This is a genomic window from Burkholderia sp. Ac-20344, assembly GCF_017104975.1.
GTDB lineage: Bacteria > Pseudomonadota > Gammaproteobacteria > Burkholderiales > Burkholderiaceae > Burkholderia.
This window is the reverse complement of sequence record NZ_JAAGPP010000012.1, coordinates 1-18,049: the sequence shown is the minus strand read 5'-3', so window position 1 is coordinate 18,049 and position 18,049 is coordinate 1. Positions and strand designations below refer to the sequence as shown.

18 protein-coding genes are annotated in these 18,049 nt (G+C 69.1%); 7 read left to right on the top strand and 11 right to left on the bottom strand.

All coding sequences use genetic code 11. From position 1 onward, the window contains the following. Window positions 1-206 precede the first annotated feature (206 nt). Complete coding sequence (locus G3N64_RS06210) at window positions 207-2,228, top strand: BCCT family transporter (RefSeq protein WP_205782845.1); 2,022 nt, start codon at window positions 207-209, stop codon at window positions 2,226-2,228. A gap of 61 nt (window positions 2,229-2,289) precedes the next feature. After that, the gene (locus G3N64_RS06205; RefSeq protein WP_205782844.1) at window positions 2,290-2,601 is read left to right on the top strand and encodes a hypothetical protein; all 312 of its coding nucleotides are present in this window, start codon (window positions 2,290-2,292) and stop codon (window positions 2,599-2,601) included. Window positions 2,602-2,698: 97 nt separating this feature from the next. Here G3N64_RS06205 and G3N64_RS06200 read toward each other — a convergent pair whose 3' ends face one another. Further along, window positions 2,699-3,547 (bottom strand): class I SAM-dependent methyltransferase, encoded by an 849-nt coding sequence (locus G3N64_RS06200; RefSeq protein ID WP_205782843.1) that lies wholly within the window; start codon window positions 3,545-3,547, stop codon window positions 2,699-2,701. Window positions 3,548-3,746: 199 nt separating this feature from the next. Between G3N64_RS06200 and G3N64_RS06195 the strand changes: the two genes are divergently transcribed. The 3 genes from G3N64_RS06195 (at window position 3,747) to G3N64_RS06185 (ending at window position 6,974) form a co-directional block, all read left to right on the top strand. Further along, window positions 3,747-5,210 carry a metallophosphoesterase gene (locus G3N64_RS06195; protein ID WP_205782842.1) on the top strand — a complete coding sequence of 488 codons (1,464 nt, stop codon included), beginning with the start codon at window positions 3,747-3,749 and terminating at the stop codon, window positions 5,208-5,210. A gap of 56 nt (window positions 5,211-5,266) precedes the next feature. Continuing rightward, the gene (locus G3N64_RS06190; RefSeq protein ID WP_241020807.1) at window positions 5,267-6,601 is read left to right on the top strand and encodes a cytochrome c peroxidase; all 1,335 of its coding nucleotides are present in this window, start codon (window positions 5,267-5,269) and stop codon (window positions 6,599-6,601) included. Window positions 6,602-6,698: 97 nt separating this feature from the next. Beyond that, complete coding sequence (locus tag G3N64_RS06185; RefSeq protein ID WP_059492370.1) at window positions 6,699-6,974, top strand: hypothetical protein; 276 nt, start codon at window positions 6,699-6,701, stop codon at window positions 6,972-6,974. A gap of 81 nt (window positions 6,975-7,055) precedes the next feature. Here G3N64_RS06185 and G3N64_RS06180 read toward each other — a convergent pair whose 3' ends face one another. Continuing rightward, the gene (locus G3N64_RS06180; protein ID WP_205782840.1) at window positions 7,056-8,540 is read right to left on the bottom strand and encodes a PLP-dependent aminotransferase family protein; all 1,485 of its coding nucleotides are present in this window, start codon (window positions 8,538-8,540) and stop codon (window positions 7,056-7,058) included. Window positions 8,541-8,743: 203 nt separating this feature from the next. Here G3N64_RS06180 and G3N64_RS06175 point away from each other — a divergent pair, with 203 nt between their 5' ends. Next, window positions 8,744-9,094: a hypothetical protein gene (locus G3N64_RS06175; RefSeq protein WP_205782839.1), complete on the top strand. Its 351-nt coding sequence runs from the start codon at window positions 8,744-8,746 to the stop codon at window positions 9,092-9,094. Between the two features lie 152 nt (window positions 9,095-9,246). Here G3N64_RS06175 and G3N64_RS06170 read toward each other — a convergent pair whose 3' ends face one another. The 8 genes from G3N64_RS06170 to gtdA form a co-directional block, all read right to left on the bottom strand. Further along, window positions 9,247-9,669, bottom strand: coding sequence for a DUF6691 family protein (locus G3N64_RS06170; RefSeq protein ID WP_205782838.1), 423 nt, complete (start codon window positions 9,667-9,669; stop codon window positions 9,247-9,249). Between the two features lies 1 nt (window position 9,670). Next, window positions 9,671-10,105 carry a YeeE/YedE family protein gene (locus G3N64_RS06165; RefSeq protein ID WP_205782837.1) on the bottom strand — a complete coding sequence of 145 codons (435 nt, stop codon included), beginning with the start codon at window positions 10,103-10,105 and terminating at the stop codon, window positions 9,671-9,673. Further along, window positions 10,095-10,445 carry a metalloregulator ArsR/SmtB family transcription factor gene (locus G3N64_RS06160; protein ID WP_205782836.1) on the bottom strand — a complete coding sequence of 117 codons (351 nt, stop codon included), beginning with the start codon at window positions 10,443-10,445 and terminating at the stop codon, window positions 10,095-10,097. The genes G3N64_RS06165 and G3N64_RS06160 overlap by 11 nt, the downstream gene beginning before the upstream one ends. A gap of 96 nt (window positions 10,446-10,541) precedes the next feature. Next, the gene (locus G3N64_RS06155) at window positions 10,542-11,903 is read right to left on the bottom strand and encodes an aromatic acid/H+ symport family MFS transporter (protein WP_205782835.1); all 1,362 of its coding nucleotides are present in this window, start codon (window positions 11,901-11,903) and stop codon (window positions 10,542-10,544) included. A gap of 80 nt (window positions 11,904-11,983) precedes the next feature. Beyond that, window positions 11,984-13,192 (bottom strand): 3-hydroxybenzoate 6-monooxygenase, encoded by a 1,209-nt coding sequence (locus G3N64_RS06150; protein WP_205782834.1) that lies wholly within the window; start codon window positions 13,190-13,192, stop codon window positions 11,984-11,986. Window positions 13,193-13,211: 19 nt separating this feature from the next. Beyond that, on the bottom strand, window positions 13,212-13,853 hold the full coding sequence (gene maiA / locus G3N64_RS06145) for a maleylacetoacetate isomerase (protein ID WP_205782833.1): 642 nt from the start codon (window positions 13,851-13,853) through the stop codon (window positions 13,212-13,214). Between the two features lie 25 nt (window positions 13,854-13,878). After that, the gene (locus G3N64_RS06140; protein WP_205782832.1) at window positions 13,879-14,577 is read right to left on the bottom strand and encodes a fumarylacetoacetate hydrolase family protein; all 699 of its coding nucleotides are present in this window, start codon (window positions 14,575-14,577) and stop codon (window positions 13,879-13,881) included. A gap of 85 nt (window positions 14,578-14,662) precedes the next feature. After that, window positions 14,663-15,706 (bottom strand): gentisate 1,2-dioxygenase, encoded by a 1,044-nt coding sequence (gene gtdA / locus G3N64_RS06135; protein WP_205782831.1) that lies wholly within the window; start codon window positions 15,704-15,706, stop codon window positions 14,663-14,665. 167 nt (window positions 15,707-15,873) lie between these two features. Between gtdA and G3N64_RS06130 the strand changes: the two genes are divergently transcribed. Then, a complete protein-coding gene (locus G3N64_RS06130) occupies window positions 15,874-16,818 on the top strand; it encodes a LysR substrate-binding domain-containing protein (protein ID WP_205782830.1) in 945 nt (314 codons plus the stop codon). Between the two features lie 53 nt (window positions 16,819-16,871). Here G3N64_RS06130 and G3N64_RS06125 read toward each other — a convergent pair. After that, window positions 16,872-18,049: FAD/NAD(P)-binding oxidoreductase (locus G3N64_RS06125; RefSeq protein WP_205782829.1), on the bottom strand; the 1,178-nt coding region annotated here is incomplete at its 5' end.

Below are 18,049 nucleotides of genomic sequence, written 5' to 3'. Positions count from 1 at the left end.
CGCCCTGTCCGCCCGCCGCACGAGCTGCGCGGGTTTTCTCGATCTCCCCAATACCTTACAATTCGTCAGGTTTCTCCCTTCTGCATGCCCCCTTCTTGCAGTCCTGACACCGCGGTACACTCGACGCACGCCGTATCAGGGTCCGACGCGCGACACGCGCGCCGGGCGGCGTCGCGCCTCGTTGCGCCCACAACTGGATGCCAGCCATGCCAGATTCCCGCCCCTCGCCCCGCACGACATTCAAGCCGCAGGTCGTCCTGCCGTCGCTCGCGGTCATCGGTGCGCTGCTCGTCGTCTGCGCGCTGCTCCCGCGCGAAGCCGGCGCGCTGTTTTCCGCCGGCCAGCAATGGATCGTCGCGCGCTTCGACTGGTTCTACATCCTCGCCGTCACGACCTTCCTCGTGTTTCTCGTGCTGATCGCCGCGAGCGATTTCGGCAACATCCGCCTCGGCCCCGACGACGCCGAACCCGAATTCAGCTTCGTGTCCTGGACCGCCATGCTGTTCGCGGCCGGCATGGGTATCGGCCTCATGTACTTCGGCGTCGGCGAGCCGATGCAGCATTTCCTGAAACCGCCGACCGTCGACCCCGGCACGCCCGCCGCCGCGCGCGAGGCGATGCTGATGACCTTCTTCCACTGGGGCTTCCATGCGTGGGCGATCTACGGGCTGATGGGGCTCGTGCTCGCGTATTTCGGGTTTCGCTACAACCTGCCGCTGACGCTGCGCTCGGGGCTGTATCCGGTGCTGCGCGAGCGCATCAACGGCTGGATCGGCCACACGGTCGACGCGTTCGCGCTGGTCGGCACGGTCGCCGGCATCGCGACGACGCTCGGCTACGGCGTGATGCAGATAAGCGCGGGCCTGCATACGGTTGCCGGCTGGGACACGAGTAGCAACGTGTTCCGCATCGGGCTCGTCGCGCTCGTCGTGATCCTTGCGGGCGTGTCGGCCGCGACCGGCCTCGACAAGGGCGTGCGGCGGCTGTCCGAGCTGAACCTGCTCCTCGCGTTCCTGCTGCTCGCATTCGTGATCGTCGCGGGCCCCACGCTGTTCCTGTTCCGCGCGCTCGGCGACAACCTCGGCCAGTACCTGTCGCACCTCGTCGACCTGTCGTTCCGCACCTATGCGTATGCGCCGCCGCGCGACGAAGGCTGGTTCGGCGGCTGGACGATCCTCTACTGGGCTTGGTGGGTGTCGTGGTCGCCGTTCGTCGGGATGTTCATCGCCCGCATCTCGCGCGGCCGCACGATCCGCCAGTTCGTGATCGGCGTGCTGCTCGTGCCGACCGCGTTCAACCTCGTGTGGATGACCGTGTTCGGCAACAGCGCGATCTGGCTCGATACACACGGCGCGGCCGGCGCACTCGCGCAGACGGCTACCAACGTCGATGCGCTGCTGTTCCGGTTCTTCGATTTCCTGCCGCTGCCGCAACTGCTGTCGATCGTCGCGATCGTGCTGATCGCGGTGTTCTTCGTCACGTCCGCCGATTCGGGCGCGTTCGTGCTCGACCAGATCGCAACACGCGGCAACGCGCACTCGCCCGTGTGGCAACGACTGTTCTGGGCCGCGCTGCTCGGCGTGACGGCCGCGGTGCTGCTCGTCGCAGGCGGGCTCGGCGCCTTGCAGGCGATGACGCTGATCGCCGCGCTGCCGGTCGCGATCATCATGCTCGCGCTCTGCTACGGACTGTGGCGCGGGCTCGCGGCCGACCGCGTGCACTATTCGCAGGACGTCGCACCGGCGACGAGCTTCTGGACCGGCCAGCACTGGCGCCACCGCCTGACGCACATCCTGCGGCAGACGACCGAAGCCGAAGCGCGTCAGTTCGTCGCCGAGACGGTCGAGCCCGCGCTGCGCAAAGTCGCCGACGAGTTGCGCGCGAGCGGCGTCGATGCAAACGTGCAGCACGACAGCGACGACGCCGTGCGGCTCACCGTGCCGACCGCCGACCACCGCGATTTCGTGTACGGTGTGCGCGTGACGGCGAAATCCGCGGCCGCGTTCCTCGTGCGCGAGGCGGCCGGGCCGGAAGCGGCACGGGCACACGTTTACGGGATCGTCACGTTCTTCGAGGACGGGCGGCTCGGCTACGACGTCGAATACCTGCGCGGCGACGAAGTGATTGCCGACGTGCTGCGCCAGTACGAGCGCTACGTGTCGCTCGCGGCCGACAAGCGCACGCATCTGCTCAGCCGCGCGCCCGGGCATGCGACGGAGGCCGAATGAACCTGCATACCACCGCCTTTGCTGCGCCGTGGCGCTCCGCCACGCGCGACGGAGCCGCACGATGACCGGGCTCCTGCAAAGCCGCGCGTCCGACGTCATCGCGCTCGGCACGCTCGCCGTGCTCTACCTCGGTGGAGCCGGCATCGCGCTGTGGCGGATCCGGGCCGCGGCGCCGCGCGGCAAGGTCTACTGGATCGGCTGCGCGGCGCTGCTCGCCGGCGGCGCCATCGCGATGGGCATCAACCTGTCGCCGATGCCGGACACCGGGGATATGCCGCCCGGGTTTGCGCTCGGCGTCGAGGCCGTCCTGCTCGGTCTCGCACTGGTCGCCGGCGGTTGCGCGTGGCTGATGCTGCGCGCGCGGCGACGCTGACGCGCGTACGTCGCGCGGCCCGGCTTCGCCCCGCGCGAGCGGTAACGCGCAGGGCGAACCGGCCGCCTTCCCTGATCCGCTTCTTTACCGCAACGCGTTACGCGGACGGTGCGCGCGCCGTCACGAGCCAGCATGCCGCGTCGAAGCGCACATCGGCACCATCCACGTAAGGCTCGAACGCGGCACGCATCGTGTCGACCACGCGCCGCCGCGTTGCCTCGTCCACCTCCAGCAACGCAAGCCCGACCGGGCCCAGCCGCGCGATGTAGTCGTCCAGCGCAGGCTCGGGCAGCGCGCATGCCAGATCGACCGGCTCGATCGCGATATCCGCCCAGCCGCTGTCCGTCAACACTGACGCGATCCGCTGCCGGTCGCCGAACGCGAACTGCCCCGGCGCGCCGGGCCGCCGTGCGGGCAGGTTCGGCAGCAACGGCGCGGCGGCCCGTTCGGCGATCGTCATGAACGGATTGTCGGCCGCGCTGCGCCATGCGACGAACCGCATCTGCGCATTCGGCCGCGCCGCATGCCGCAGATTCGCGAAGGCCCGGACCGGATCGTCGAAGAACATCACGCCGAGGCGCGACACGATCAGGTCGACACTCGCGGGCTCGAACGCGTGCGTCTGCACATCCGCGCACACGAAGCGGGCGTGAACGCCGCTGCGTTCGGCGCGCGCCCGCGCGGCGTCGATCATCCGGGCCGAGATATCGATGCCCGTGCATGGCGCATCCGCGCCGAGCCGCCGCGCGATCGCGAGCGTGACCGCGCCCGTGCCGCAGCCGACGTCGAGCACGCTGCGCGCGGACGACACGGCCGCCGCATCCGCAAGCAACCGCTCCAGCGGTTCGAACATCCGGTCGATCGGCGCCTGCGTATCGACCCAGGCGCGCCCCGACGGGCCGTTCCATAGCGCGGATTGTTCGTCATTGGGCCGGCTGGTTTCCATCGTCGATTCCCCTTCTGGTTCATTGATCGTGCATTGCACTTTGCTGCTTCAAGCCGGCTTGAGGTCAAGGCCCCCGGCCGCGACCGGCCGCTGCGATGTCGACACCCGGCCCGCGTACGAGCCCCCGCCGCACCCCGTGTTTTTCACATTTCTTACATTCGCGCTGCGTATCGTTGACGACTTTCCTACGGTGCCTCCCATGCGACGACTCCTCACGCGCGCGCTGCTCGTGCGCTGCGCTCCCCTTGTTGCCCTCGCCGCGCTGTCCGCGTGCTCGAACCACATCGATTCGCCGGCCGATCCGGCGAGTGCGTCGGCCAACGTCCAGGCCGCATGGGTCGAGATCGGCGATGCGAACCAGGCGATCGCGCGCGTCATCACGAACTACACGCCCGCGTCGGCCAGCGATCCGCTGTGCCCGCAACTGAGCGTCGACGGCAAGCTGTCGCGCATGTCCGTGCGCGCGGGCGCCGCGACCGTCGCCCAGCGGCCGACCGCCAGCGACCCGTCCGATTCGAAGCCGTCGAGCTTCCCGGTGTCGGTCTGCGAGATGACGCTGCCGGCCGGCGCTCAGGCGGCGAGCGTCGCGGGCCGCACGCTGCCGCTGCCGAAGGCGCAGCCGCAACGCATCGCGATCATCGCCGACACGGGCTGCCGCATGAAGAAGGCCGACAACGCGTGGCAGGCGTGCAACGACGCGACGGTCTGGCCGCTCGACACGATCGCGGCGAGCGTCGCGAAGCTGTCGCCCGACCTGGTGATGCATATCGGCGACTACCACTATCGCGAGAACGCCTGCCCGCCGGACATCGCTGGCTGCAAGGACAGCCCGTGGGGCTACGGCTGGGATACGTGGCAGGCCGACCTGTTCCGCCCGGCCGCGCCGCTGCTCGCGAAGGCGCCGTGGGTCGTCGTGCGCGGCAACCACGAGGAATGTGCGCGCGCAGGCCAGGGCTGGTTCCGCTTCCTCGACCCGCGCCCGTACTCGGCCGCGCGCTCGTGCAACGATCCGGCCAACGACAACGACGCGAACTATTCGGAACCCTATGCGGTGTCGCTCGGCAGCGGCTCGCAAGTGATCGTGTTCGACACCGCGAAGGTCGGCCGCACGCCGCTCAAGACGACCGACGCGCAATTCGGCATCTACCAGAAGCAGTTCCAGACGGTCGCCGCGCTCGCGTCGAAGGCCGGCATGACGACGACGATCTTCACGAACCATCATCCGATCCTCGCGTTCGCGCCGATCGCCGGCAGCACGCCCGCGCCGGGCAACCTCGCGCTGCAGTCGGTGATGTCGAGCCTCAACGCGCAAGCGTACTACCCGCCCGGCGTGCACGTCGCGCTGCACGGCCACGTGCACGACTTCCAGGCGATCAACTTCTCGTCCGGGCACCCGGCGACGATCGTGTCCGGCAACGGCGGCGACAACCTCGACGTCGCGCTGCCCGACCCGTTCCCGGCCGGCCTGACGCCCGCGCCAGGCGCGGTGATCGAGCGGCTGTCGCACAACAACAGCTTCGGCTTCCTGATCATGGAACGCAACGCCGCCCCGGCGACCGGCTGGGTGTTCCGCGCGTATTCGGCAGCCGGCAAGCTGCTCGCGTCGTGCAACCAGTCGGGTACGACGCTCGCTTGCGACAAGACGGGGTTCATTGCACCGTGAGTGAAGGCGTTCGATGTGACGGCCGCCATGCACGCGGCCGGCAAACGCTGCGCGCACTGACCGCGGCCGTGCTCGCCGGCCTGGCGCTCGCGGCCCACGCCGCACCGGTCGAAACGGTCCTGCTTCCCGGCGCGCCGCCATCACGGGTCGTCGACACGATCGGCAACGGCACGCCGCAGGTGACGGGCAAGATCGATGCGGCGACCGCGCGCTTCGCGCCCGACCCGACGCTCGTCGCGCTCGGCCGCCGGATCTTCTTCGATCCGCGGCTGTCCGAGCCGCGCGGCATGTCGTGCGCCGGCTGTCACGACCCGGGCCGCGCGTTCGCGCCGACGCTGTCGGCCGCCTCGCTCGCGGGGCCCGGCGTGCCGGAAGGCAGCCGGCCCGGACGTTTCAGCCAGCGCAACGCACCGTCGCTGCTCTATGTGCGCTACGTGCCGCGCCGCCACTTCTACCAGGACGACGACGCCCCCGCGCCATCGCCGTTCGGCGGCCTGTTCAGCGACGGCCGCGCGGATACGCTCGCCGAGCAGATCCGCGGGCCGCTGTTCGATCCGAACGAGATGAACAACCGGTCGCCGGCCGCGCTGCTGCGCAAGGTCGATGCGACCGAACTCGCGCCCGATCTCGCCGCGCGCTTCGGCGCGCCGGTGCGGCGCGATCCCGAGCAACTGGTGCGCGCGCTGGGCCTGGCCGTCGAGGCCTACCTGCAGAGCGACGAAATGGCGCCGTTCACATCGCGTTTCGACACGTTCCTGCGCACGCGCAAGCCGCTCGCGCCGGCCGAGATGCGCGGCCTTGCGCTGTTCCGGAATCCCGACAAGGGCAACTGCATGAGCTGTCACACGCTGTCGGAGACGTCGAGCCGCCCGGAGCGCTCGCTCTTCACCGATTTCGGCTACGACGCGATCGCGGTGCCGCGCAACCGCGCGCTGCCGGCGAACCGCGATCCGCGCCATTTCGACAACGGGCTGTGCGACACCGCACGGCGGCTGCGCTGGCCCGAACCGACGCAATGGTGCGGCTACCTGCGCACGCCGGGGCTGCGCAACGTCGCGGTCAAGCAAACCTTCATGCACAACGGCGTGTTCACGACGCTGCGGGATGCGGTCGCGTTCTACAACACGCGCTCGACCGACCCGGGCTTCTGGTATCACGGGGCCAGAACGTTCGACGACGTGCCGGCCGCCTACCGCGGCAACATCAACGTCAACTCGACGCCGATGAACCGCCGGCCCGGCACGCCGCCCGCACTGACCGACGCGGAAATCGACGACATCGTCGCATTCCTCGGCACGCTGACCGATGCGCGCTATACGGGGGTTGCCGCCCCCGCAGCGCCTGCTGCCCCGGCTACCCGGATCACGCGAACCGCCGCGTCGGCTCGCTGACCCTGGCCGAACGGCCAGCCGCACGCACCCCCGCTTGCGGCCGCCGCAAACACTGGTTATATTTACAGTACTGTATTTATGAACAGTGAGGTGCGCGATGGAACATCTGGTCCGTATCGTCAACGACGCCGATCGCCAAGTACTGGCGTGGCTTCGCGCCCAGGTCGGCGATGCCCGCGTCGAGCGCGCGGCTCGCCAGCTCGGGCATACGCGCAAGCCCTTCCCGTCCGCCGTGTGCCGGTATCTGGGCATGAGCGCACCGGCCACGCTGCGCCAGGCCGAACGCCCCCGCGCCGCGCGCGATTTCTCGGTCGGCGATCGTTACCTGTCGCTGATCCGCCAGCACCTCGCCACGCACTCGGCCAGCCGATGAAATGGCGGCGGCTGGCCGCGTCGATGGTTCGGAAAGCCGCGGGGCTTGCGTATCCGCAGGCCCGACCGGTCGCCACCGTGCTTACGTGGCCGCGGTGGCTTCCCGTACGAGGCGGCCGAGCGTTTCGAATGCCGCTTCGTGCGCCGCATCGAACACGCGCGTGCAAGCGAGCCGGATGTAGCCGTCGAAGCGGTCGGAATTCGAGAAGATCGAACCGGGTGCGATCCTGACGCCGTGCGCCAGCCCGGCGTCGAACAGCGCCTCCGACCGCACGCCGTCCGGCAGCGCGATCCACAGCAGCATCCCGCCCGGCGGCTGGTTCATCCGGGTTCCGGCCGGGAAATGCCGCGCAATCGCGTCGATCGTCACGTCGCGCTGCACGCGCAACTGTTCGCGGAACCGGTGCAGATGGCGGTCAAACGCGCCCGAACCGACGAATTCGGCCGCAACGGCCTGCAGCAACGCGGCGTTGTGCCGGCTGTGCGCGAACTTCAGCATCTTCACGCGCGCATGCCAGCGCCCTGCGCTTATCCAGCCAATCCGCATCCCGGGGGCCAGCACCTTGTTGAACGACGGACAGTAGATCACCGTGCCGTCGCGGTCCCATGCCTTCAACGGCTTGACCGCCTGCGGCGCCTCAACGAGTTCGCGATATGGCTCGTCCTCGATCACGGCCACGCCGTGGCGCGAACACAGCGAGACGAGCGCGGCCTTGCGCGCATCGGGCATCACGCAGCCGAGCGGGTTTTGCAGGTTCGGCACGACCACCACGGCCCGAATGTCCGGATACGCGGTCAGCGCCACTTCGAGCGCCTCGATCGACAGGCCTGTCGTCGGGCTGGCCGGGATTTCGAGCGCACGCAGGCCGAGGCTTTCGAGCAACTGGATCAAGCCGAAGAACGCCGGCGATTCGATCGCGATCGTGTCGCCGGGGCGCGCCACCGCGCGCAACGCGAGATTCACGGCGTCGACGCCGCCGCTCGTCGACATCACGTCGTCCGGCGTCACCGTCACGCCGTACGACAGTGCGCGCTTGGCCATCGTCTGCCGGAACTCGGGCGAACCGCCGACGGGCCCCGCGTCGGTCAGCAACGTGGGCTTGCGCCGCAACAGCCGGATCGCGAGTGCCTGCAGCCGCTCGGCCGGATACAGCGTGGCCAGCGCGGAAGCACCGCCGAGATTCAGCGCATCGGGCGCCGCGTTTGCACGATCGATCACGCGCGACACGCGTTCGTGCAGGCCCGCGAACGGCGGCTCGACGCTCAGCGGCGGGCCGTCGCTTTCCGGCAGCGTTTCGAGCGCGACCGCCGCGCGGCGCCTCACGAAATAGCCGGAGCGCGGCTTCGCCGCGCACCAGCCCGTATCCTCGAGCCGCCGGAACGCCTGGATCGCGGTCGACAGGCTCACGCCGTGCTGCGCCATGAATGCGCGCACCGACGGCATCCGGTCGCCGGGCAACAGCGTGCCGGCCGCGATGATGCGGCGGTAATGCTCGGCGAGCCGTTCGTAAAGCGGCTCGCCGTCCATCGGCAAAGGCGGGCGGGATGAATCGGTGAAAGATGTCATGCAGGCGATCGTGCCCGCGCGGCCGATGGCACGCCAGATACAGATTCCGGAGAAACCCACCGATACAGCGGCGCAAAATCGTCGTCTGCACCGCAACAGATTCCCGCCCCCTGAATCTGTCGTGCCGGGGCCCGTTTCCCTAACCTGATTGCACGCTGTCGCCTCGCCATCGCGAGGCCGCGCAACCGGGAAAGGGAATCGCCATGCAAACGCATCACATCCGGCTCGACGCCGGGCAAAGCCACTTTGCGTGGTTCGACAAGGGCAGCCAGGTGATCGTGCTGGACGGCGCGCTCGCGGTCACGCTGCGGCACGGCGGGCTCGACTGGTTGCCCGACGCGCCGCAGTACATTCGCCACTTGCTCGACGCAGGCGAATGCCTGACGCTCGAGACAGCCTGCCACGTGGCGCTGTCAGCCGGCGGCGCTGGCGCGGTCAGCACTGCGGTCGTGGCACCAGTAAGCCGGAGAGGCTTACTCGTGGCGTGGCGCACGATCCTGCGCCGGCTGTCCGGATGGATACGCGGCGGCCATCGTGTGGGCGAGCATTCCTGAAATCGCGATTTGACACGTCACGGAGAAGCGTCCGGCTGCCACCGCCTCATCCGGCGGAGATCCCGCGCGCCCCGGTTCGGCCGTGCTCATGCGGATCAACCGATCCTTGGCCGGTTCAACCGCCGCCTGCCTGGCACGCGGCGATCACGACATCACCGCACGCTCCTGCGACGCTCGATCCACTCGAATGCCGCCATCCCGGCCAGCATCGCGACGACGAACCCGATCCCCTTCGCCGATCCGAAGCCGATCGACACGATCGCGGGCCCCGGGCAGAACCCGGCGATCCCCCAGCCGATGCCGAACACGGCGCTTCCGGCAACCAGCCGCACCGTGATCGCCCGCAGGGCCGGCAACTGCATCGTCAAGCCGAGCCACGACCGCGTCCGGCGTTTCGCCCATGCAAATGCGAACACGGCCACGCCCGTCGCGCCGGCCATCACGAACGCGAGCGACGGATCCCAGCGGCCCGCCAGGTCGAGAAAGCCGAGCACCTTCTGCGGATTGGCCATGCCCGACACGATGAGGCCGACGCCGAACAGCAGCCCCGCCAGAAACGCGAATCCCGCCTGCATGTCAGCCTCCCAGCACGTGCCGTCGCACGAATACGGTCACGAAGCCCGCGACCATGAAGACCACCGTCGCGACCACCGAGCGCAGCGCACCGCGCGACATTCCGCACACGCCGTGGCCGCTCGTGCAGCCGCCCGCGTATCGCGTGCCGACTCCGACCAGCAACCCTGCTGCCGCCAATTCGAACCAGCCTGCATCGACCTGCGGTGTCAGGCGGGTCCCGGCGATGCGCATCACCAGTGGTGCGGCGATCAGCCCGGCGACGAACGCGATGCGCCAGTCGCGCTCGCCGGCACGTGCGGTGAGCAGACCGCCGACGATGCCGCTGATGCCGGCGATCCGGCCGTTGAACGCAACGAGCCACGCGGCCGCGAGCCCGATCAGTACGCCGCCGGCCAGCGACGGCCACGGCGTGAAATGAAGCGCATCAAGCTGCATCGCGACGCCCCTTCGCGGCCGGGCCGCAGAACTGTTCGACCAGCACGCCCATCACAGCGACTGCGGCCGGGCTGTCGAGCGAATAGTGGATGTTCTTGCCGTCGCGGCGCGTGCGAACCAGCGCGTTGTCCCGCAACACGCCGAGTTGCTGCGACAGCGTCGGCTGGCGGATATCCAGCGCTGTCTCGAGATCGCTCACGCAGCGCTCGCCCTGGGACAGTTCGCAGAGCAGCAGCAACCGGTCGGGATTCGACAGCACCTTGAGCAGCGCGCAGGCCGACTCGGCGGCCGTGCGCATCTGATCGGGTTCCGGCAACCCGGCGGACAGTTCGTCGTTCATCGGCGCAGGGAGACAATTAAAGAATCAATATTATATTAATTCATATAATATCGCACCTCGCTGTTTGCCGACAGGCGGCCTTGCGCCCTCCTTCGCTCACGCCTGCTCGCCCGCAATCGCCTTCGCGGCAGGCATGCGTGCCGCATCGGCACGAACCACGCCGAGCGCCAGCACCGCAACAGCCGCGATCACGCACGGCGCCGCGACGACGGCAAACGCGGTCGACAGCGGCCCGCCCATCGCCAGCATCGCGCCGCCCGCCATCGACCCGACGACCGAGCCGCCACGGCCGATCCCGTTCGCCCAGCTCACGCCGGCGGTGCGGCACTCGGTGGGATAGAACGCCGCCGACAGCGCGTTCGCGCCGACCTGCGAGCCCGACACGCAGAAGCCGGCCGCGAACACGGCGAGCGCGGCGCCCCACGGCGACGCGGCAAACACGCCGATCGCCGCGACGAATACGCCGGCCGCCGCATAGCTGCAGGCCAGTACGCGATGTGGATCGAAACGGTCCATCAGCCCGCCGAGGACGATCGCGCCGAGCGTGCCGCCGACCTGGAACATCGCGGTCACGCGCGCGGCCGTCTGCAGCGTCGCGCCGGTCGTGCGCAGCAGCGTCGGCAGCCAGCTCGACAGCAGGTAGATCACGAGCAGGCTCATGAAGAACGTGAGCCACAGCAGCAGCGTGCCGCGCAGCAGGTCGGGGCCGAACAGGCGGCCGAGCGGCGACCCTGCCGGCTTGCCGGCAGGCGCGATGAACGACGCGTTCCCAAGATGCGGATCCGGTGCAATGCGGCCGAGCATCGCAGCGATCCGCGCGGAAGGTGCGCCCTGATTGACGAGATAGCGCACCGATTCCGGCAGCCGCCACGCGAGCACCGGCAGGAGCAGCAGCGGCGCGGCGGCGCCGACGACGAGCACCGCGCGCCAGCCGTGATGCTCGATCAGCGACGCGGCCACGAGCCCGCCGAGCGCGGAGCCGATCGTGAAGCCGCAGAACATCGTCGTCACCAGCAGCGAACGGCGCCGCGCCGGACAGTACTCGGACGTCAGCGTGATCGCATTGGGCATCGCGCCGCCGAGCCCGAGCCCGGTCACGAAGCGCCACGCGATCAGCCCGGTCAGGCCGCCCGCGCTCGCCGACGCGGCGCTCGCGATGCCGAAGCACGCCACGCAGGCGAGCAGCAGCCGCTTGCGGCCGAACCGGTCGCCGAATGGCCCGAACACGAGCGCGCCGGCCATCAGCCCCGCGAGCCCCGCGCCGAACACCGGCGCGAGCTGCGCGGGCGACAGGCCCCATTCCGCGCGGATGACGGGGGCGATGAAACCGATCGATGCGGTATCGAAACCGTCGATCGCGACGATCAGAAAGCACAGGACGACGATCGCGGCCTGAAACGGCGCAACGCGATGCCGGTCGATCCATTCGCTGACGTCGATGGACAGCGTATCGGCCATGATGGTGTCTCCTCCAGGAAGGCAGTCGCGCGTCGTGTCGTTGAAATGCGCGCCGCCGGAATCGGGCTGACCGCGCCGCGCTACGCGACGGACGTCAGGCAATCCTCCGCACGCCAGCCGTGCAGCCAGTCGAGCGCGTCGTAGAACTGCGCCTGCGTGCGGCCGACCCAGAGCCCGTTGCGCACCTGCCGCTCGACGCCCTTCGCGTGATAGATCCGCCCCATCTCGCGCGCCGAATACAGCACACGCGCGGTGCGCGGAATCCGCACGCGCTCGTACAGCGCGAACGCGGCTTCGAAATCGCCGTCGGTCCGAGCCACGGCCGCGCCGAGCGTCACTGCGTCCTCGAGCGCCTGGCATGCGCCCTGCGCGATGTATTGCGTCATCGGATGCGCGGCGTCGCCGAGCACTGTCGCGCGGCCCGCGCTCCAGCGTTCGACCGGATCGCGATCGGCGGTCGCCCAGCGCTTCCACGACGTCGGCCGGTCGAGCATCTGCTTCGGCAGCGGATGGATGCCGTCGAAGTACGACAGCACTTCTTCCTTGCTGCCCTCACGCACGCCCCACGTCTCCTGCTCGCGGCTGTGGAACGTGACGACGAGGTTGTACTGCCGCCCGCCGCGCAGCGGATAGTGGACGAGATGGCAATGCGGGCCGGCCCACACGACCGGCGCATTGATCTGCAGATCCTGCGGCATGTCGTCGACGCCGACCACCGCGCGATACACGACGTGGCCCGTCACGCGATGCACATCGCCGATCAGCGCCTGACGGATCGCGGATTTCACGCCGTCGCAGCCGATCACGGCATCGGCGCGATAACGTTCGCCGTGCTGGTCGGTCACGGTCACGCCGTTGCCGTCCTGCTCGAAGCCGCACACCTGCGTACTCGTCCGGAATTCGATCAGCGGATGATCCTTGACCGCTTCGTAGATCGACAAGTGAATGTCCGCGCGATGAATCACCGCATACGGGTTGCCGAAGCGCTCGCGGTACGCGGCGCCCGTCTCGATGCGCGCAACCTCGCGCGCATCGACCGCATCCATCAGTTGCAGCCAGTCGGTGAACACGGCCCGGCCGCGCGCGGCTTCGCCGACACCCAGCGCATCGAGCGCGTTGAACGCATTCGCCGCGAGCTGGATTCCCGCGCCGATCTCGCCGATCCGCTCCGCCTGTTCGAGCAGCTTCACGCGAACGCCCTGGCGCGCGAGCGCGAGCGCCGTCGCGAGCCCGCCGATGCCGCCGCCGATCACCAGCACGCGCCGGCCGTTGTCTTTTGTCTCGCTCATGGTTGTCTCCTGCTTCGTGTTACGCGACGTAATCCGGTTGCCGTTGCGGCTGTGCGGCCTCGAATGCCGGCTCGCTCCGCGCATGCTCGAAAACCGCGAGGCTGCGCGGATACGCGCTCAGGTCGCAATCCATCCGCAATGCGTTCGCGACCTGCGGCACGAGGCATACGTCGGCGAGCGTCGGCGTGTCGCCAAAGCACCACGGGCGCTCGTCCACGCGCGCGAGCAGCCGCTCGACGCCGGCCATCCCTTCCGCGATCCAGTGCCGGTACCACGCGGTCTTCTGCTGCGGCGTGACCTTCAGCTCGCTGTCGAGATAGCGCAGCACGCGCAGGTTGTTGACCGGATGGATGTCGCATGCGATCAGCGCCGCGAGTTCCAGCACGCGGGCACGGTGCTGCGGCTCGAGCGGAATCAGCCGGGGTTCCGGATGTACCTGGTCGAGGTAATCGAGGATCGCGAGCGACTGCCCGAGCCGGAAATCCCCATCGACCAGCGCCGGCACCGCTGCCGACGGGTTCACCTGAGCGACGTAAGCGGCGTCGCGATGCTCGCCGGTGCGGATGTTCACCGGCAGCGTGTCGTACGGCAGCCCTTTCAGCGCGAGCGCGATGCGCACCCGGTAGGACGTCGAACTGTTGAAGAAGCTATGCAGTTGCACGATGTCGCCTTTCGAGGAAGATGCGTCAGACCACGCGCACGGTCAGTTCGCCGAGCCGTTCGACGCCGACCTTCATCACGTCGCCCGCGACCACCGCGCCGACGCCTTCGGGCGTGCCCGTGAAGATCACGTCGCCCGGTTCGAGGCGGAAGAACTTCGACAGGTCGGCCACCGTTTCCGCAACCGACCAGATCAGGTGGGATACGTCGCTCTTCTGCTTCGTCGCACCGTTGACGGTCAGCCACAGGCCGCCCTGCTCGAAATGACCGACGTCGCTTGTCCGGTGCACGGGCCCGATCGGCGCGGAGCGGTCGAACGCCTTGCCGATTTCCCACGGCCGGCCCATCTCGCGCATCTTCATCTGCAGGTCGCGGCGCGTCATGTCGAGGCCGACCGCGTAGCCCCACACGTGTTCGAGCGCGTGCTCGAGCGGGATATCCGAACCGCCCTTGCCGATCACCGCGACGAGTTCGGCTTCGTAGTGATAGTTCTGCGTCTGCGCCGGATATGCGAGATCGAGCGTTTCGCCGTATGCGACCGGCACGATCGAATCGGCCGGCTTGCAGAAGAAGAACGGCGGCTCGCGATCGGGATCGAAGCCCATTTCGCGTGCATGGGCCGCGTAGTTGCGGCCGACGCAATACACGCGGCGTACCGCGAACTGCGCGTCGCTACCGGCGACGGGGAGCGCCACGGGCGCTTCGGGCGGGAAAACGAAAGTCATGAATGGCTCCAGCGTCGATACGAATGAAGGGGTACGCGCCGCGGCGGCGGCGTGCGGGGAAACGAACCGTTGAAACCGGCCGGCGTCAGTCGCGCGCTTCGCGCAGCAGGTTCAGCGCGGACAGCACGGGCCGGTCGGAATAGCTGAACAGCACGCTGTCGGACGATGCCGACAGCCGCACGGGCACCCACGACGGCGTGACGAAGATGTCGTGCGGCTCGAATTCGAATGCGCTGCCGCCGATGTGCGCGGTGCCGCTGCCCTCGACGACGCAGTAGATCGTCGCGTCGGTGCTGCGGTACGTGCGGCCGTCGAAGCCAGCGGGCAGGAACTGCATGAAGGTGGCGATCGTCGGCATCGGCCAGCCGCCCGTCGCGGGGTTCACGTAGCGCAGCTTCACGCCGTCCCACGCGTCGAGCTCGCCGTTCCGGTACAACATGTCGAGCGCCTCGCGGGTGCGTGCATACGGATAGCTGAACACCGGCGACGTCGGATCGCTCGCGCGATGCCGCACCGGCACCATGTTGTGACCGAAGCGCGCGAAGCTGTCGCCTTCCGGGCGATTCACGGGTTGCACGGCTTCCGGGTAGTTCTCCGCGAAGCCCGCGTCGAGGTTCGCGAGCAGCGGAATGTCGAGCCCGTCGAGCCATACGACCGGCTCGCCGCCCTGTTCCTCCGACGGGTTGCCATGGTCGTGCCACGCCCACGACGGCGTGATGATGAAGTCGCCCGGATGCATCGTCGTGCGCTCGCCGTTCACGGCCGTCCACGCGCCGCCCCCTTCGACGATGAAGCGCAGCGCCGACTGCGTATGCCGATGGCTCGGCGCGATCTCGCCCGGCAGGATCAGTTGCAGGCCTGCGTACAGGGTCGGCGTCATGCTCGACTTGCCGGGCAGCCCCGGGTTCTCCAGCACCAGCACGCGGCGCACGGCTTCTTCCGCGCTGATCACGCTGCCGGCCTGCATCACGAGGTCGCGCACCTGCGCGTACTTCCAGATCGCGGCCTGCGCGGCCGGCTGCGGGGATGTCGGCACGAGGTCGTGCAGCGATTCCCACAGCGGCGCCAGGCGCTGCTCGGCGATCCGTGCGTAGTAGGCGGCGCGCGACGCGTCCGGGTGGGTCGTCATGATGTCTCCTTGGTGTCGGCCGATCGGCGTCGGCGCTATGTCGGGGCGGGGACCGTGCTGCAGTCCGTTAGCTGATTTATATTCGACCCAGACATACCCGGTAAAATGGTCAAATCATCTAATTCATATCATTCTGGATATACCTTCTTCTCGCGACGAGGCATGCGATGGACTGGACCCACCGGCTGCGACTGCGGCATCTGCAGGTACTGTTGAGCCTTGCCGGCACCGGCAATCTGAGCCAGTCGGCGATCGCGCTCGCGACCACGCAGCCCGCGCTGTCGAAATGGCTGAAGGAACTGGAAGAGGATGTCGGGCTGCCGCTGTTCGAACGGCATGCGCGCGGCCTGCGGCCGACACCCTACGGCGAAGCGCTGATCGAGCATGCGCGCCGCGTCGAAGCGCAGCTCGACGTCGCTCGCGACGACATGGCCGCGCTGCGGGAAGGCGGCAGCGGCCTCGTGACGATCGGCACGTCGGGCGTCGCGGCAGCCGACACGGTGCCGCTTGCGGTGTCGCAACTGCTGAAACGGATGCCGCGCGCGCAGGTGCGGATGACCGAAGGCACGATGAACCAGCTGATGCCGCAGCTCGCACGCAGCGAACTGGATATCGTCGTGGGCCGCTCGGGGTCGACATCCGTCGATCCGCTGCTGCATGCCGAGGCGCTGTATGTCGATCCGGTCGTGTTCGTCGCTCGGCCCGGCCATGCGCTCGCCGGTACGGCGTCGGTCGGCTGGGACGACGTGCTCGCCTATTCGTGGATCGTGTGGCCGTCGGGCACGCCCGTGCACAACGCGCTGGAGACCGCGCTGACGGCCGCCGGCCGCGTGCGCCCGCCGCACTGCGTCGAATCGAATTCGTCGATCCTCAACCTCACGCTGCTGAACAACACCGACTTGCTCGGTGTCGCGTCATATCGCGCTGCACAGCGCTTCGCGCAATTGAACGCGATCCGGATCCTGCCGATGCAGCTCGAAGGCCAGGGCACGGTGTCGATGTACTGGCACCCCGACAGCGCGAATCGCGCGGCCGTGGCCGCGACGATCGAGTGCCTGCGCGCCTGCGCGGCGCCGCAGGTCGGCGGGTGGGAGAAAGTGAAGGCGGATTGAATGTGAAGCGGCCCGGCGTCACCCGGGCCGGGTTGCCGCGACGACGCGAAGCATCACGCGCCGTCGCAGGATGCCGTACCGTCCAGCATCAGCGTGCCGACCCGCGCGGGCACGAGCGGCGTGCGCGGTGCGGGCGGCGCCCAGCCGAACAGCGCCTGCGCGGCCGCACCGCACACGCGGCCCTGGCACGCGCCCATCCCGCAACGCGATTGCAGCTTTGCAGCCGTCCAGCCCGGCTCCCGAGCGACTGCATCGAAACGCACGTCTTCGCAACGACACAGCAGCGTGTCGGGCCGCGCGAGCCGGCGGATCGGCTCGCGGATGGCGAAACGCTCGCGCACGGCATCCGCAAAAGCCTGCCAGTGCGCTCGTTGCGCGACGAGTACGGCCAACTGCGCCGTCTGCCCGGTCGCCGCAAAACCGGCGATCTCGCCTTCGACCATCGCCAGCTCGCTGCCGCCGACGCCCGTGCACTCGCCCGCCGCGAAAACCCCGTCGCGGCTCGTACGCTGGTGCGCATCGACCGCCACCGCACCGTTGTCGATCCGGCAGCCGAGATGGCTCGTCAGCACGGTGTTCGGCACGAGGCCGAATCCGCACGCGAGCCGGTCGCAGTCGACCTCGAACTCGCGATCGCCGTGACGGATCCGCACGCGTTCGAGCCGCTTGTCACCGAGCGCTTCCACGACATGCGCATCGGGCCGATAGGCGGCCGTGACGAGCTTCGCGGCCTGCGCGAGCTTCGACGGCCAGCGCCACAGCCCCGCCCCGAAACCGGCCACGCTGCCCCATGCGGCCTGTTCGAGCACGTGCGACACGCGCGCGCCGGCCTGACGGGCCGTCGCGGCGCTCGCCAGCAGCAGCGGCCCGCTGCCCGCGATCACCGTGCGCTGCCCGCGCACGTCGAGGCCGTACTTGATCAGCGCCTGCAAGCCGCCCGCGCCGGTGACACCCGGCAGCGTCCAGCCCGGAAACGGCAGCAGCAGCTCGCGTGCACCGCAGCAGAGAATCAGCGTCCTGAACTCGAGCAGCAGCCCGCGTTCGTCGTCTTCGAGCAGCAGCGTGCCCGGCTGCGTTTCGGCGACGATGCGCGTCGCCGCGAGGTGCGTGACGTTCGGCTGCCGCAATACGGCGAGCCGCTCGGCAGCGGCCGGCGTCGGCGTCGCCGCTGCGCCTTGACGCCAGATCTGCCCGCCCGCGCGCGGGTTGTCGTCGACGATCGCAACCGTCA